Source organism: Enterococcus sp. AMC1252 (assembly GCF_058216515.1).
The window spans coordinates 2,220,775-2,238,340 of the sequence record NZ_CM177097.1; the positions used below are offsets into that span (position 1 = coordinate 2,220,775).

Here is a 17,566-nt window from a genome sequence, read left to right on the forward strand (position 1 = left end):
TGAAAATATTTAACCAAATTCAACGGTTGAAAAATCAAAGTGATTTCAGCATAAATGCAGACTGAGAGTATCCTGGTAATTGTAAAACTGTACAATTTTAGGGAAGATTACCTATAAACTCTAATGCTGCATCATATTGGTGTGAACCCGATTCTGAAGTGGTACATAGAGCGCCATGGAGATCTTTAAGATCATCGCCGTCTGTTGCAGCTGCGACAATTGTTACTTGGCTGTAGTTAGGTTTTCCGTTGACAATTGGTGGTACCGCCATTCCTTGGAAGCTTCTTCTTGTACATTCTTTTTTGCCATATTTCTTTCTTCCCTAATTTTAGCTTGTTCATCCATATATAATCTGCCTCCAATTCCTAAAATCACTACTATAACTATGAAAATAATTCCTATAATTTTCTTTTTTCGACAAGTTCACCTTGATTAACTCAAAGTAAATTATACATAACTATAGATATTATGTAAACGTCAATTGATAATATTAAGCTAACAGAACGCGGAAATCTACACAGAAAAATAGAAGCGTTCTAAAAATAGAACACTTCTATGTTAAAAATCTTCATTCTCTGTGGACCTAAAGACTTCCTAATAATATTATTAAACACAATTTTCAAATTAAATATCGGTAAAAAATGTTTACTCACCCTTTTCATCTGCTTTTGATGTCATCACTTTCCATTTGCCATCTGTACGTATTTCCAGAATATAATTATCCGCATCTTTTGGAATCTGAACAATTGTTTTCCCTGAATAACTACCAATTTTATCAACTAAAGTTTCTACAACAACTCCATTACTATCCAACATTTTTACAGTAAATTTTGCTTGTCCTTCATGGGTGAGCATAATAACAACAGGTCCTTTTTTAAACGCTAAATTCGTAAGAACTTCATCTCCTGTACCTGTCTGTGAAACCAGTGTACCACTAGTTTTATCGTCTCCACTGCTCTCATTACTGTAACTATTGCCCGCATTCACGCCATAGTTATCATCTCTAGCACTTTGCGGACTATTGCATTCTATTTTACACCCAGATAATACAACTAAACAAAATAATACTAAACCGATTATTTTTCCCATCTTTCTCCTCCTTACATACGCACAATCACGCATCCTGATAAAAGTAGCAGCATCACTACAAATATAAGTAAGATTCTAATTTTTTTATTCATCTTTTTGCCTCCTTTTTACCAATTATTTTTCCTAAGTTAAGCATATACGTTTACAATCAATTCAACCTTTTAAAAATCTCCCATATTTTTTACATACAAAAAAAGCATTACTCCTAGCTCTCTTCACAAGAGCAGCCACAGTAATGCTTACGATTAAACATAATTATTTTTTGCTTGCTTTCAACACGGCATTCAGCATAATGATTCCTGTAACAATCGTGGTCACAGCCTGCAATAACTTGATTTTATCGATTCCTTTTGCTTTGGTACCCATAGTAATCCCTCCCGTTGTATATATCTATCGTACAACCAGAATCGTTGTATTACCAGCAACACGTTTTACTGACTAATAATAAAAACACCAATAATAATCAGAATTACAGCTAAAACTTTTCGAACACTTAACTTTTCTTTGAAAATAAAATAACTAATAATAACAGTCCAAACGTAAGTCAACGAAGTCATTGGAAATGCAATTGAATAGTCTAAGAATTTCAACAAAACAATATTTGTTACTGCACTTAAAATGTATAAAAATGATCCTAAATAAATCCAAGCATTCTTCAACACCAACCTTAGACTTAAGTGCGGTAAGTCATTCATTCCTTTCTTCAGTGCTAGTGCACCTACGCTACCGGAAAAAGTGGTGACAATCAGAGTCGTCAGAATCGCTGCATAATCGATCATAGAGAGTCCTCGTTTCCTTCGATTCCTAAGAGAATCGACCCTGCGATAATAAAACCTGTTCCTAATAATTTATACCAAGTAATACTTTCATTTAAAAATAATGCACCTAAAACAATCGATAAGGCAAAGCCTAAACTCATCATCGGCTGTAAAATCGATACTTCACCATAACGAAAAGCTGCCATCATAAAAAACATTCCTGCCCCAGCTGCTAAAAAACCAACTGCATAAAGAATAATTGCATAACTCCCAGTTCCATCAGCACCGAATTTCCAGGCCAATTGACCTAAACTACTCAAAGTAGCTGCAATCAGAATCAATATAATACCTAGGCTTAATTTTTGTTGTTTGTTTTTAGCGTCCATTTGATCTCCCCTTCCCTAACAATAACGGTGAATAAACTCAAATACAGTGTCAAAATAATGCCCTGGCTCGTAAATAAAAGAAGATAAATGAGGTGCCTTTTCAACAATCAAGCTTTCTTTGACACCATTGGTTGCTTCCATATTTTCATAAAGCATTTGATGAGGAACAAACTTATCTCCCGTCCCATGAATAAGTAACGTTGGTAAATTATTTTTAGCCAACTGAGCAACTGAAGAAGCTTCTTTAAGTGAATAGCCTACCTTTTTTTTAGCCATTATATCGGCAATAGTCAGTATAGGAAAACTTGGTAGCTTAAATGCTGAACGTAACATAGCAGCAAATTCACCATATACAGATGAATAGCCACAATCAACGATCAAGCCTTTGATATTCCCAGGCAGCACTTCACCACTAGTCATCATCACAGTTGCTGCCCCCATTGATCCACCAAATAAGATGATTTCAGCTAATGGTTCTATATTCGTTACTTCTTGAATCCACTTTAATAGATCTAAACGATCGATCCATCCCATTCCAATCACATTTCCTGTGCTTTTACCATGCGCTCTTAAATCAGGAATTAAAATATTATACTGCTGATCAGCGAACTTAGAAGCTACAAAAGCCATATCACGCTGACCATATGAACGATAACCATGAACGCAAATCACCCATTTTTTACTTTGAGGATGAGGAACAATCAAACGACCGTAAAGCTTTTCCCCATCTGTCTCTAGCCAATAATCCTGAGCAAATTCTGATTCCCAAAATAAATTGCCTTCCTGGTTTTGTCGCTCTTCAGTAAGATCATACTGAGACTGTCCTTTATTAAAATTATCTGGATTCATCATTTTATGACCTATCTTATCATACCAATTATTGTCTCTAAAAAGTGCTACATTCAAGAAAAAATTCGCTGCATAAAAGGAAACTGCAACAATCAAAATTAATACAACAACTATAACCAATACAATCCACTTCAAACATGACACCTCTATTCCAAGATTTGATTTCTTAATTTAAGTATACTCTTATTTATGAAAAAAAGTACCGATCTACTCAAACTAGTTAGAACGATAAAAAACCTTTTCCAATTAAGAAAAGGTTTTAATCTATTATTACTCACAATCTAATGCAATCAAGTCTTCATAAGTTTCACGCCGTATAACTAGTTTATCTTGTCCATTTTCTACAAAAACAACAGCTGGTTTTAAATTGCGGTTATAGTTATTGGCCATTGAGTAACCGTATGCACCTGTACTTGTCATAGCAAATAAGTCTTCAGCTACCATCGGTGGCAACGAAATTTCTTTGATCAAAATGTCACCAGATTCACAATATTTGCCCACGATTCGCACTTTTTCAACAGCTTCATTACTAACTCTATTTGCTAAAAATCCATCATACACTGCATCATAAAGCGCTGGTCGAATATTATCACCCATACCGCCGTCAACTGAAACATAATGACGAACACCGGGAATTACTTTTTGGGCACCAACAGTATAAATTGTTGTTCCAGCTTCAGCAATGATACTACGTCCAGGTTCGATCCAAATTTCTGGGAGTGTATAATCAAGCAATTCACATTGACCTTTTACTGCATTCACAATAGCTTTTACAAATATTTCTGGCTCTAAAGGATCATCTGCTTCAGTGTATCGCACACCAAAACCACCGCCCATATTTAAAATGTCCACAGTATAACCAAACGTTTTTTTCCATTCGTTTAAAATCAATAACATTTTCTCAACAGCTGCTAAAAAACCTTCCGCTGAAAATATTTGTGAACCAATATGACAATGTACGCCTTTTAATATTAAATGCTCATCTGCCATAATTTTTTCTAACGCTTGTGTTGCTTGCCCACTATTTACATCAAAGCCGAATTTTGAATCAACTTGTCCAGTTAAAATATACTCGTGCGTCTCAGCATCTACCCCAGGCGTAATACGAAACATAACGTTTTGGCTCTTCTTTTTTTCTTTTAAAATCGTACTTAATAAATCGATCTCATAGAAATTATCAATGATGATTGTACCAATTCCTTGATCTACAGCATAAATAAGTTCTTCCTTGGTCTTATTGTTTCCATGAAATTCAATATTTTCAGGAGACATCCCTGCTTTAATGGCAGTATAAATTTCTCCAGCTGAAACCACATCACAACCTAGCTCTTCTTCTTCTAAAAGCTTGTACATTGCTAAACAACAGAATGCTTTGCTTGCATAAATAACCTTATTTTTTACTCCTAAAGAATCGAATGTTTGTTTGAAACCTCTAGCCCGTTGACGAATATGTGCGACATCATAAACAAATAACGGTGTCCCGTATTTTTCAGCTAAGTAAACTGTATCACAACCACCGATCGTTAAATGTTGATTTTCATTAAATTCCGCCGTTCCAAATAAGAGTGGCATCTCTTCACCTTCTTCAATTGATTTATTAAAAATAATAGCATAAAAATGAAAAACTTCCTATCTATTTTTTCATTATTTTCACAACAAATTCCTTACATTTTTAGTAACTGATCATATAATTCTTCACTTAAGCTTCGCATTCCATCTTTTGCTGGCTGATTCGCAAAAAGAATCACTAAGTTTTGGTTATCTTGATCTCCATAAATCACTGTGTCATAACCACCCAAATTTCCTTCAGAGTATTTTAAATCCTCAAAATAAACGATCCCTGCCTGATATCCTTCTTTTTTAATATCAGCAAGCCGCTCATAATCTGTCTGCTCAAAAAGCTGACCATTAGCTAAACTTTGAATAAAAGTCCAAAAATTCTCCGTTGACATATACATATTCCCAGCACCTAATAAGCTGGAAAATAATTTTTCACTCGGTTTAAAAGGATCCTCATGGTAATCTGTTTCCATATAATAATAAGGGTGCGGAATCACTTCTTCTTTAGGTAAATCATCCCAAAAATAAGTATGATTCAAAGATAATTTATCTAGTACTCTTTCTTTAACTACCTCTTCATATGACTCTCCTGCAAGCTTAGAAATAATCCCAGCTAACAAAGTGTAGTTCCCATTTGTATAAGTAAAGTCTTTATTTTTAGTCACAGACAAAGTGGTTAATGCGTTGTTGATCTGGCTGTCTTGATCTTTCAACAACTGTTCTGGTTCTTCTTCTGCCATGAAGATACCTGAATTATGATTAAGTAGTTGCTGAATCGTAATTGTCTGGCTTAGATCGATATCTGGATAAAACTTATCTAATGTTGTATCTAATTCTATTTTGCCTTCTTTTACTAACTCTAAAATAATTGAGCCAGTAATTATTTTTTGTAAAGAAGCAATTGGAAACAGCCCGTCTATTTTATTTGGCTGCTTATTTTGTGCATCAGCATAACCATAACTTTGTTGATAGAAAATTTGTTCTTGGTTCACTAATAACGCTGCACCTTGAAAATGAGTCTCTTTTATTATTTTATCGATATTCTTTTGACGATCCAACTTGGAAAGTTTATCCTTATGATGGCTTTCTTGCTTTTCTGATAATCCTCTCTCGAAAAGGCTATTGTCTTTATTAAAAAACCAATTACCTAAAAGAATTAAAAGAAAAAAAATTGTTCCAGCTAAAATGGACATCTTCCACCGCTTGTTCATCTTACTCACTTCTTTCTCAATAGACTTCCAATAGATTATACCATTTACTGAAAAATATTCAGAATACTAAGAAAAATAATAAATGGACGAAAACAACACCTTCAAGGCGCTACTTTCGTCCAGCTCTTTCATTCTACTGTTCTTGTGCAATCGTCAATATGGCGGATGGAATTCGATAAGGGGAACAAGAAATATAATCCACGCCAATTTTTTTTAAGAATCGAATTGACTGAGGGTCTCCACCAACTTCTCCACAAACACCAATTTTAATAGTAGGGTCAAAGCTTCTGATTTTATCCACCGCAATTCTCATCAAACTACCAACCCCTTCTTCATCGATATGCTGAAACGGATCTTCTTTCAATAATTTCTTATCTTGATAAGCTCCTATAAATTTCACTGAATCATCACGTGAAAAACCATAAGTCAGTTGCGTTAAATCATTTGTACCAAAACTGAAAAAGTCAGCCACCGTTGCTATTTTTTCTGCTGTTAAACAAGCTCTTGGAATCTCTAACATTGTTCCTATTTTGTAGGGAATCGTTTGCTGTTTTTTATCAAATATCTTTTGAATAGTAGTAACTAGTCGCTCTCGTAACCACTTCATCTCTTCTTGACTACCAATCAAAGGAATCATAATTTCTGGTACGACCTTTACACCCTTTTCTTTTTGAGCTACTTCCATAGCACTTTCAATAATAGCTGCTACTTGCATTTCATAGATTTGTGGTGTTGTAATTGCTAGTCTACACCCCCGATGGCCAAGCATTGGATTTTGTTCATGAAGTTCTTCGATGCGATGCTTGATTTCAGCAATTGTTTTCTGTGTCGCATTTGCCAAATGAGTAATCTCCTCTTCCGTTTGCGGCAAAAATTCATGGAGCGGTGGATCTAATAAACGAATGGTACACTCTTTTCCTTTCAGCAAAGTAAACATTATCCGAAAATCATCTTTTTGGAACTCTTTTAACAAATTCAATGGTGCTATTAAGGAATCTTGGTTTTCAGCAAGAATCATTTTGCGCATTTCAAATATCCTTTCTTCTCCAAAAAACATATGCTCAGTTCTTGCCAATCCAATTCCTTGAGCGCCTAATTTCAATGCCGTTTTAATATCTTTAGGCGTTTCAGCATTGGCTTTGACGCCGATACTACCTTCTTCTTTCGCCCAATCCGTAATTGTTTCTAATAATTCCCATTCATCCCCTTCAACATAAGGTATACTGCCTAGATAAATGATTCCTGTAGTCCCATCCACAGAAATTGTATCTCCTTGATGCAACGTAATTTCCCCTACAATTGCCTGCTCTAGAAATTCATCTACATGAATTTCTTCACAACCAGCTACACAACAAACACCCATTCCCCGAGCTACAACTGCAGCATGGGAGGTCATACCACCTCTAGAAGTTACAATTGCTTCACTAACTACCATACCTTCTATATCCTCAGGAGATGTTTCTTGACGGATTAAAATAACCTTCTCTCCTTGTTCACTCGCTCTTTTAGCCTGTTCGGCTGTAAAATAGATCTTGCCACTAGCAGCTCCTGGACTTGCTGGTAACCCCTTAGCAAAGATTTCAGCCTTTTTTAATTGATCAGGTTCAAAAACAGGATGTAGCAGTTGGGTCACTATAGATGGATTAATACGTTGAATGGCTTCTTTCTTAGAAATAATTCCTTCTTCAACTAATTGAATACAAACTTTGAAAGCAGATTTAGCTGTACGTTTGCCATTTCTCGTCTGTAAAAGATACAATTTGCGATTTTCAATTGTAAATTCAATATCCTGCATATCTTTGTAATGGCTTTCCAGAAGATGGCTTAAGCGCAAAAACTCTTGATAAACTTCCGGCATTAAAATGTTAAGTTCACTGATTGGCTGTGGTGTCCGAATACCCGCAACAACATCTTCCCCTTGAGCATTCAAAAGAAATTCACCAAAAATCCCCTTGTCACCAGTTGCAGGATTTCTCGTAAAAGCAACACCCGTTCCGCTTTCAGCCCCAAAATTACCAAAAACCATCTCTTGAATATTGACTGCGGTTCCTAATGTATCTGGAATATCATGCAAACGACGGTAAGTAATCGCTCTACGATTATTCCAAGATCGAAAAACGGCTTCCACGGCTAACGTCAACTGCTCATATGGATTTTGAGGAAACGCTAGATGAGTCACTTCTAAAAATATATCTTTATAAACCGCTACTAATTCTTCCCAATCTTCTGCTTGCATCTCTGTATCTGACAAATAGCTTTTCTTTGATTTGTAAAAATCTAATTGTTCTTCAAATCGATTTTTATCAATACCACAAACCACATCACCAAACATTTGCAATAATCTTCTATAACAATCATAAGCAAACCGACCATCTCCGGTTTTTCGTGCTAAACCAATAACCGTTTCATCATTTAATCCTAAGTTTAAAATCGTATCCATCATCCCAGGCATTGAAAATTTTGAACCACTTCTCACTGAAACTAATAAGGGGTCTAAAGCATCCCCTAACGTCTTCTTAGCTCTTTTTTCCATGCTAAGGATATGTTCTCGAATTTCTTCATTCAGCCTAATTGAAACATTTTCTTTCTTTTCTAGATAGTCCAGACAAGCTGTCGTTGTAATCGTAAAACCGGTTGGAACTGGAAGATTCAATTTGGTCATTTCCGCTAAATTAGCACCTTTTCCTCCTAATAAGTCTTTTTGTTCTTTACTTCCTTCTAAAAAATCAATTACATATGCCACAAGCAAAATCTCCTCTCTGCTAATTAGTGTATCACATTTATCTAAAATCGATTATATTGTGTATCATATATAATGTCAACAATAATTAGTGTGTCTTTTTTTTATTGTTGCTTTATTTTTATAAGAAATATATAATAATTAGTGTGTCACATTTAGAAAGTAGGTCGATAAAATGAAACTTACCTCAAGACAATTAGAGATCATCAAAATCGTTAAGGAAAATGAGCCTATCAGCGGAGACAGTATCGCCAAAACTCTTGGTTTAAGCCGCGCGACTTTACGAAGTGATCTAGCTATTTTGACGATGACTGGTTTGCTTGATGCAAGGCCAAAAGTAGGCTATTTTTATACGGGTCAAACAATTGAGCCTTTACTTTATGAAAAACTGTACAAAAAAACAGTGAAAGATATTATGTTACCGCCTATCCTTATTCATCAAAGTACGACAGTTTATGATGCTGTAACAAATTTGTTTATGTACGATGTCGGTTCTTTATATGTAAAAGATGACAATGATGAATTGAATGGTGTTTTATCTCGTAAAGACTTATTGCGAGCAGCTATCAGCAATCCAAATACCGAAAAAACACCCGTTGCTATGATTATGAGTCGTATGCCCAACATCATTACGATCACTAGTAACCGTACTATTTTAGAAGCTGGGGGTTTGTTGATGCAACATAGTATCGATACTTTACCAGTCGTTGAGATCGATCAGCCTAAAAAAGTGATTGGTAAAGTGACCAAAACTAGAATGATGGCTTATTTTATTAATGCAGGCAATGATATTGAAAAGGAAAACTATTAATAATTGATATGGTTTACCTCATATTTTCTTCCAAGAGTTATTTATACACAACTACAGATTAAAACCATCAAAAAATAGGAGCGTGTACTTATGAAAAAAGACAAAATCAAAATTTATTTAGTATCAGATTCAGTTGGAGAAACTGCGCAAAAAATCATTTCAGCCGTCTCAGCTCAATACCCAAGTATTGATATGAGCGATATTCAACGTTTCCCATTCATTACAGACGAAGAATTATTACAGCCTATTTTAAGAGATGCTTTACATGACAAAGCTATTGTCGTTACAACTTTAGTAAATAAACAACTAGTAAATTTAGTCAAAGAGTTTGCGGGCAGAACAGGATTACAATATGTGGATTATATGAGCCCATTAAGTGAAATTATTGAAGGAACCTTTGGCATTCAACCCTTACAAGAACCTGGAGCCATCCACAAGCTGAATGAACAGTATTTTAGCCGTGTTTCAGCGATAGAATTTGCGGTTAGATATGATGATGGCAAAGACTCAAAAGGTTTTCTAGAAGCAGATTACGTCTTGTTAGGCGTTTCTCGAACATCAAAAACACCACTAAGTATGTATATGGCGAATCGAAATCATAAAGTTGCTAATCTACCTTTAATTCCAGAAGTTTCTTTGCCTGCTGAATTAGATCAAATTGATCCAAGAAAAATTATTGGATTAACGAGTAGTATCGAAAGTTTAATGGGTATTCGTAAGTCCCGTTTGCATTCATTAGGCTTAAAAGAAGATTCTGCCTACACAAATGCTGATCGTATCCAAGAAGAATTAGACTACGCCAATCGTATCTTTGAAAAATACAATGCCCTTGTAATCAATGTAGACAAAAAATCGATTGAAGAAACAACAACGATCATCGAAGATTTAACCCAAAATAAATAATAAGGAGACCTCTAGATGAGTAAGATCCGATCCAATGAGCTGATTGCCGAAATTATAAATTTGGAGGCTATCTTAAATTTACCTAAAGGTACTGAACATTTTATCAGCGATCTACACGGAGAATTTGATGCATTCAACCATATTTTAAGAAATGGCTCTGGAAGTATTCGTGACAAAGTTTATACACTTTTCAATCAAACACTTTCTGCACAACAAATGGATGAACTCTGCTTTTTGATTTATTATCCAGAAGAAAAAATTCAATCTTTAAAGAAACAACAGTCTTTGTCTCAAGCTTGGTGGTTTGAAACAATTGAATATTTGTTGATTATTGTTCGGTTTTCTTCGAGTAAATATACCCGCTCTAAAGTTCGTAAAGCCTTACCTAAAACATATGCATATATTCTAGAGGAATTGATTTATCAATATGATGAAACAACCGATAAAAAAGCTTACTATCGACAAATTATCAAAAAAATCATCGAGCTTGGTGAAACAGAGCGTTTTATAGCAGATCTGGCTTATTTAACTCAACGATTTGTGATCGATCATCTTCACGTAATTGGCGATATTTATGATCGTGGTCCTCATCCTGATAAAATAATTGATTCTTTGATTGAGTATCACTCGCTTGATATCCAGTGGGGAAATCATGACATTATTTGGCTAGGTGCGGTGAGTGGTTCTAAAGCTTGCTTAGCCAATGTTTTGAGAATTTGCGCCCGTTATGGTAATCTTGATCTTTTGGAAAATGCTTATGGGATTGATTTAAACTTATTGAAGTCATACAGTCGTATAACCTATCAGGAAAACCTTCATTTTATGCCTAAAAAAAATCCTTACAGAAAGCTTACGATAACCGAACTTACTGATGCGATGAAAATTCAACAAGCAATGGCAATCATTCAAGAAAAATTAGAAGGCCAACTCATTGAACGTCGTCCCGAATTTCAAATGGACCATCGGTTACTATTAAATAAAATCAAAAACAACCAAATTACACTCAATGGTCGTTCCTATCAATTGATCAACACATGCTTTCAAACAATTGATTGGCGTGACCCCTATAAGCTGTCAAAAGAAGAAGAGTTCATCATAAATGATTTGCTACGGCAATTCCAACACTCTCAAAAACTGAATCAGCATATGACATTTCTTATAGAAAAAGGTTCACTTTACCTTTCCTATAACCACAATCTGTTAATTCATGGTTGCATTCCACTTAACGAAGATGGCTCGTTTCAATCTGCATTCTTTAATGGGAAAGAATATGCGGGTAGAAGTTTACTGGACTTTTTTGAGGCAAACATTAAGCAAGCCTTTACTCAGCCTTGGCAAACTGAAGATTTCCCCACAGATATCGTGTGGTATTTATGGTGTGGTGAAAGTTCTTCTCTCTTTGGAAAAAAAGCCATGAAGACGTTTGAGCGCTATTTTATTCGAGAAAGTGACACCCACATAGAAGAAAAAAATGCTTATTATGAGCTGAGGAATAATTCTGAAATCTGCCAACACATCTTGAGTGCTTTTACTCTAAACGAAGCAGATGCTCATATTATTAATGGACACACGCCAGTGAAACAAATCAAAGGAGAATCACCGATCAAAGCCGATGGTAAAATGATTGTGATCGATGGCGGCTTCTCACGAGCTTATCAAAAAGTGACTGGAATTGGCGGTTATACACTTTTATATAATTCTTTTGGCATGCAGTTAGCTGCTCACAAACCGTTTTCCAATAAAGAAACGGCAATCAAAAAAAACGACGACATTATTTCTACCAGACAAATCGTCGATCGACGGATGAAACGCTTAAAAGTGAAGGACACAACAATTGGTAAGTCGTTGATAAAAGATACAAAACAGTTAAAACGACGATTAGAAAACCAAAACCACCTGTTTTCTAACTAAAAAACAAGAGCTAAGACGAACGTAAACAACTGGTCTTAGCTCTTGTTTTAATTTTATCAGCAGAATGCTTTTTTTAATTCATGCTCTTCGTCGCAAACTTTCACTACTTTTTTTGCTCTCCTGTTGCCTCCTTTTGCACTGCTAGACTTTGTTCATTACACAGATTCCATTTACTGATCAATCAATTGCTCACCACCTAGATTTCTGATGCTATTCCCGCGTTAAAATACACCTTCCAACATTATGAACAGCTAACGCTTTAGTTTGCTTACCTTAAATCACCACTCTAAGATTTTCTTACTCTAACTTACCTTGCAAATCAACAAGAAAAATGATTAAATGGGTATGGTCGTATTTTTAGTTGAACCTTTTATGTGAATTAAAATCGCTTTAATCATTCTTTGATATGGCCATTAAAACTCTACTTTTTTTGAAAGGAACGAAAAGTATTTGGAAAAAAAGAAAATGACTCTATATGGGATGATTTTCTCTATTTGTTTCTTTTTGATCGTATCGTTCTTTTTTTCTACCCACACAGTAGATTACGCAAACGGAACAGAAACGAGTGAAAAGATTATCGTTCCAATAAAATCTGCATCTGCTTCCGCAGTTAAAAATTCGGAAACAAAAAGTGCTGACAGTCCAGAATTGACGAATTTTTATCATAAAATTGAACAAATGATGATTGATACTGCTAAAACTTTTAAAGGCGATGTGGGAATGACTTATGTTGATCTGACAACTGGAAAACAGATTTCAGTTAATGGGGAAAAGGAATTTTATAGTGCTAGTACTATAAAAGTACCACTGGCTATGATGATCGCTGATAAAGTCCAAGCTGGGAGTTTAAAATGGGATGATCAGCTTACTTTTAATGAAAAAGAAGACTACGAAGATGGTACGGGGATCATTATCAATGATATTCAACCAAAATATTCGTTAAGAACGTTGCAGGAATATAGCATCACTTATTCAGATAATATTGCTAAAAATATGTTGTATGACACCTTTGGCGGTGGTGTTGAAGCAAAAAAAGCACTCTACGCTCATTTTTTACAAAAGGAAACTGACTGGGATGATGCGAAGTTTACTTCTGAAGATGCTGCAAAAATTCTTAAGATTTTATACGATGAAAAATCCTCAAATCAAGAATATCAAACAATCTATGATTACATGAAAAACACGGTTTTCCATGAAAGAATGGATACACCGACAACATCAGGAAAAGTGGCACATAAAATTGGCTCTTATGAAGGTTTTTTACATGATATTGGGATCTTAGAAACCGAGCATCCTTTTATTCTAACTGTATTTACAAACGGACAAACAGATGCTGGTATTTCATTCATTTCAGCAGTTACAGATCAGTTATGGACTGTTCAAAGTCATGAATATCCAAAAAAATGAGGGAGAAACAAAACAATCGTTTTGTTTCTCCCTCTTAGACTTAATAAATGATTAAACGATCTGCTGCTTCACATATCAACTCAGTACCGAGCATATTTTGTATCGGTCTTTTGTTGATTATCAAGCATTGCTTCCCATATTCTTAATCTTAATCAAACGAGTGATTTCACTTCGCTCATTTTCTTCCAATTTCATCTGAATATAGTAAATGGTTTCTTCTAGTTGAGGAATCGTCATATATTCTAATGCATTTACTCGACGACGTGTTTTTTCAATTTCTTCTGACATCAACTGACAAGTTTTTTCAACTTCCGCTAATTCTAACAATTTTGGCAAAATAGTCGAAATTTTGTCAAAAACGCCATCCAACTCTGCATTTGAATTTAGATAACCGTAATTTAGCGGTGCTTCCGTTACAGTTTCATCATAATGGAAATTCATGATTGGAACAGTAACACTCATAATATTTTTTTCAATGACATCGAGCGTAATATCAGCCGCTGGAACAGCTACTAATTCTTCGATGAAGGCTTCATTCAACGTTGCATTAGCCAATACAAAACTAGATAACGCGCCAGTTAGCTCTTCCTCTACATCAATCCGTAGCTGATTATTTTTTTTGACGAGCAGAATAAAACGACGCATCAATTCATCTTGCTTATCTTTTAATAATTTATGTCCTCGAGTTGCAGTTCCAAGTTGTTTCTTTAATCGAGAGAGTTCCATTCGAGTAGGATTCACATTTAACCGTACCACAATCGATCACTCTCCTTCAGTCAAGTATTCGTCCAGCATATCATCCTTGATTCGTTTCAATTCAGTTCTTGGCAACATTGACAATAATTCCCATCCTAGGTCCAACGTTACATTGATCGAGCGGTTTGTATAAAATCCTTGATTAACATATTCTTTTTCAAATCTGTCAGCAAATGTTGCATAGATTTTATCGACATCAGATAAAGCGGACTCGCCGAGAACAACAGCTAATTCTTTCGCTTGCTTTCCTTGAGCATACGCTGCAAATAATTGATTCATTGTAGGTGCGTGATCGATTCGTGTCTTGCCTTCACCAGTCCCTTTATCTTTTAATCGAGATAATGACGGTAAAACATCGATTGGCGGCTGTATCCCACTCTTATATAACTCTCTAGATAAAATAATTTGACCTTCAGTAATATAACCCGTTAAATCGGGGATCGGATGTGTTTTGTCATCTTCTGGCATCGTTAAAATCGGAATCTGAGTTACCGATCCTTTTAGACCTCGAATACGACCAGCGCGTTCATAAAGTGTAGCCAAATTGGTGTACAGATATCCTGGATAACCACGACGACCTGGTACTTCCCGGCGTGCTGCTGAAATTTCACGTAATGCTTCGCAATAATTCGTCATATCTGTCATGATCACTAACACATGCATCCCTTTTTCATAAGCTAAATATTCAGCTGCAGTCAGCGCCATTCTTGGCGTGGCAATTCGTTCAATTGCAGGATCATTGGCCAAATTCATAAACATGACAGAGCGATCGATCGCTCCTGTTTGTCGGAAATCTTCCATGAAAAATTCAGCTTCTTCAAATGTAATACCGATTGCTGCAAAGACAACAGCAAATTCTTCATCGCTGTTTAGAACATTTGCTTGCCGAGCGATTTGCGCTGCTAATTCTTTATGAGGCAATCCAGATCCAGAAAATACTGGTAATTTTTGTCCACGAACCAATGTATTCAAATGATCGATTGCAGAAATTCCTGTTTGAATGAATTCATCTGGATAGTCTCTAGCAACTGGATTGATTACTTCTCCATTGATATCTACCATTTTTTCTGGCAAAATTTCAGGTCCATTATCCTTCGGTCGACCTAAACCATCAAAGATCCGCCCCACCATATCTTCTGATACACCTAATTCTAAAGGATGTCCTAAAAAGCGAACTTTTGAATCACGAAGATTGATCCCACTAGTTCCTTCAAAAATTTGAACCATTGCTTTATCACCATTGATTTCAAGTACTTGTCCACGACGGATTTCACCGTTTTGCATCCGAACTTCAATCAACTCTTCGTATTTGACTCCTTCAACTTTTTCAACGATCATCAAGGGGCCGACAACTTCATTAATCGTACGATACTCTTTAATCATTTGCCATCCCTCCGTCTGCGATAATTTGTTTTATGGTCTGTTTCATTTCATCAACTAAACTATCTAACTGGTCGATGTCTGCTTCTGGTACATATTTACTTCTAGCAATTTGATCTCTCAAACCTATTGTTCCAGCCATAAGTTCTGATAAATACGCACCTAAACTCAATGCCGACTGCCCTTCTTTATAAAAAGTTAAAATCAAATGCAACATCTTATATTGTTTCTCTCTTGATGTAAACGTATCAACATCATCAAAGGCATTTTGCTGCAGATAATCTTCGCGAATCGATTTAGCGACTTCCAAAGTTAAGCGGTCTTTATCAGATAATGAATCGATTCCAACTAATCGAACGATTTCTTCTAATTGCGACTCTTCTTGTAAGATACGCATGCCTTCTGTGACCATCTCAGACCACTCAACTTGTAATTGTTGATCTAGATATTTACCCACCTCTGAATCATACAATGAATAACTTTGCAGCCAGTTGATCGAAGGGAAGTGACGTTTTTGCGCTAGTGTTGCGTCTAGACCCCAGAATACTTTTACTACACGTAGTGTATTTTGCGTCACAGGCTCAGAGATATCTCCACCAGACGGAGATACAGCACTAATTGCTGTGATACTCCCTTCACGATGATCTTTACCTAACGCTACAACTTGTCCTGCCCGTTCATAGTATTCTGCTAAACGACTCCCTAAGTATGCAGGATACCCCTCATCACCCGGCATCTCTTCCAAACGTCCACTCATTTCACGCAATGCTTCCGCCCAACGAGAAGTTGAGTCAGCCATAATCGCCACAGAATAGCCCATATCACGAAAGTATTCCGCAATTGTGATTCCTGTATAGATCGATGCTTCACGAGCAGCTACAGGCATATTAGATGTATTTGCGATCAGTACAGTTCGTTCCATTACAGATTCTCCTGTACTCGGATCAATCAATTCCGGAAATTCATTCAACACATCTGTCATTTCGTTTCCGCGCTCACCACATCCCACATAGACAACTAAGTCAACATCTGCCCATTTAGCAATTTGATGCTGTACCACCGTTTTGCCAGCCCCGAAAGGACCAGGAACTGCAGCCGCTCCGCCTTTAGTTACAGGGAAAAAGGTATCAATCACACGTTGACCAGTTAGTAATGGGACATCTGGATTTAGTTTTTCTAAAATCGGACGGCTTCGGCGAACAGGCCATTTTTGCATCATGGTAAATTCCTTTTCACCCATCGAAGTTTGGATGACATAAACGATTTCTTCAATCGTGAACTCACCTTGTTTAACCTCTACCACAGTTCCGCTGACGCCAAAAGGTACCATAATTTTGTGGGGAATTACTTTTGTCTCTTGAACAAACCCAATAATGTCTCCTGCGGATACTTCCTCTCCTATGGAAACAGTAGGTTCAAAAAACCATTTTTTGTTTCTATCTAGGGCAGGGATTTGAACTCCTCTGCTTAAAAAATTACTTTCTGTTACTTCAGCAAAGGTATCCAATGGACGCTGAATACCATCAAACATTTCGGAAATTAACCCAGGTGCTAATTCAACTGACAATGCCTCACCAGTTGTTACGACAGGTTCACCCGGTCCAATTCCCGTTGTTTCCTCATATACTTGAATCGATGCTACATCTCCACGCATCTCAATTATTTCTCCTATGACACCCAACTCCCCAACATGACAAATATCCTGAATACTTGCATCAGACATATTCTCCGCCATAACTAAAGGACCGGATACTTTAATAATTCGACCAGTTTGCAAAATCATTCCTCCTATTCCGTAAAGCTAA

At 36.1% G+C, this 17,566-nt stretch carries 15 protein-coding genes; 4 read left to right on the top strand and 11 right to left on the bottom strand.

What is annotated here, in order from left to right:
* Positions 1 to 97: 97 nt before the first annotated feature.
* The 8 genes from AC4BB5_RS10470 to ppdK form a co-directional block, all read right to left on the bottom strand.
* A complete protein-coding gene (locus AC4BB5_RS10470) occupies positions 98 to 271 on the bottom strand; it encodes a hypothetical protein (RefSeq protein ID WP_490456096.1) in 174 nt (57 codons plus the stop codon).
* Positions 272 to 645: 374 nt separating this feature from the next.
* Entirely contained in the window at positions 646 to 1,089 is a 444-nt protein-coding gene (locus AC4BB5_RS10475; RefSeq protein ID WP_490456097.1) for a hypothetical protein, read from the bottom strand.
* Between the two features lie 431 nt (positions 1,090 to 1,520).
* Entirely contained in the window at positions 1,521 to 1,868 is a 348-nt protein-coding gene (locus AC4BB5_RS10480) for an EamA family transporter (RefSeq protein ID WP_490456098.1), read from the bottom strand.
* The gene (locus AC4BB5_RS10485) at positions 1,865 to 2,233 is read right to left on the bottom strand and encodes an EamA family transporter (protein WP_490456099.1); all 369 of its coding nucleotides are present in this window, start codon (positions 2,231 to 2,233) and stop codon (positions 1,865 to 1,867) included. Before AC4BB5_RS10485 ends, AC4BB5_RS10480 begins: the two co-directional genes overlap by 4 nt.
* 15 nt (positions 2,234 to 2,248) lie before the next feature.
* Entirely contained in the window at positions 2,249 to 3,217 is a 969-nt protein-coding gene (locus AC4BB5_RS10490) for an alpha/beta hydrolase (RefSeq protein ID WP_490456100.1), read from the bottom strand.
* Between the two features lie 135 nt (positions 3,218 to 3,352).
* Positions 3,353 to 4,654, bottom strand: coding sequence for a diaminopimelate decarboxylase (lysA, locus tag AC4BB5_RS10495; RefSeq protein ID WP_490456101.1), 1,302 nt, complete (start codon positions 4,652 to 4,654; stop codon positions 3,353 to 3,355).
* A 92-nt stretch (positions 4,655 to 4,746) separates the two neighbouring features.
* Complete coding sequence (locus AC4BB5_RS10500) at positions 4,747 to 5,853, bottom strand: serine hydrolase domain-containing protein (protein ID WP_490456102.1); 1,107 nt, start codon at positions 5,851 to 5,853, stop codon at positions 4,747 to 4,749.
* Between the two features lie 133 nt (positions 5,854 to 5,986).
* Positions 5,987 to 8,596: a pyruvate, phosphate dikinase gene (ppdK, locus tag AC4BB5_RS10505; protein ID WP_490456103.1), complete on the bottom strand. Its 2,610-nt coding sequence runs from the start codon at positions 8,594 to 8,596 to the stop codon at positions 5,987 to 5,989.
* Between the two features lie 172 nt (positions 8,597 to 8,768).
* Between ppdK and ccpN the strand changes: the two genes are divergently transcribed.
* From ccpN to AC4BB5_RS10525, 4 genes are all read left to right on the top strand, one after another.
* Entirely contained in the window at positions 8,769 to 9,404 is a 636-nt protein-coding gene (ccpN, locus tag AC4BB5_RS10510) for a transcriptional regulator CcpN (RefSeq protein ID WP_490456104.1), read from the top strand.
* Between the two features lie 90 nt (positions 9,405 to 9,494).
* Positions 9,495 to 10,307 carry a pyruvate, water dikinase regulatory protein gene (locus AC4BB5_RS10515; protein WP_490456105.1) on the top strand — a complete coding sequence of 271 codons (813 nt, stop codon included), beginning with the start codon at positions 9,495 to 9,497 and terminating at the stop codon, positions 10,305 to 10,307.
* A gap of 15 nt (positions 10,308 to 10,322) precedes the next feature.
* On the top strand, positions 10,323 to 12,218 hold the full coding sequence (locus AC4BB5_RS10520; RefSeq protein WP_490456106.1) for a fructose-1,6-bisphosphatase: 1,896 nt from the start codon (positions 10,323 to 10,325) through the stop codon (positions 12,216 to 12,218).
* Between the two features lie 450 nt (positions 12,219 to 12,668).
* Positions 12,669 to 13,625 (top strand): serine hydrolase, encoded by a 957-nt coding sequence (locus tag AC4BB5_RS10525; protein ID WP_490456107.1) that lies wholly within the window; start codon positions 12,669 to 12,671, stop codon positions 13,623 to 13,625.
* Between the two features lie 120 nt (positions 13,626 to 13,745).
* On the opposite strand, the gene AC4BB5_RS10530 is transcribed toward AC4BB5_RS10525, so the two are convergent.
* The 3 genes from AC4BB5_RS10530 to AC4BB5_RS10540 are packed head-to-tail and all read right to left on the bottom strand — an operon-like array spanning position 13,746 to position 17,538.
* A complete protein-coding gene (locus AC4BB5_RS10530) occupies positions 13,746 to 14,381 on the bottom strand; it encodes a V-type ATP synthase subunit D (protein ID WP_490456108.1) in 636 nt (211 codons plus the stop codon).
* Positions 14,382 to 14,387: 6 nt separating this feature from the next.
* On the bottom strand, positions 14,388 to 15,764 hold the full coding sequence (locus tag AC4BB5_RS10535; RefSeq protein WP_490456109.1) for a V-type ATP synthase subunit B: 1,377 nt from the start codon (positions 15,762 to 15,764) through the stop codon (positions 14,388 to 14,390).
* Positions 15,757 to 17,538: a V-type ATP synthase subunit A gene (locus AC4BB5_RS10540; protein ID WP_490456110.1), complete on the bottom strand. Its 1,782-nt coding sequence runs from the start codon at positions 17,536 to 17,538 to the stop codon at positions 15,757 to 15,759. The genes AC4BB5_RS10535 and AC4BB5_RS10540 overlap by 8 nt, the downstream gene beginning before the upstream one ends.
* Positions 17,539 to 17,566 lie beyond the last annotated feature (28 nt).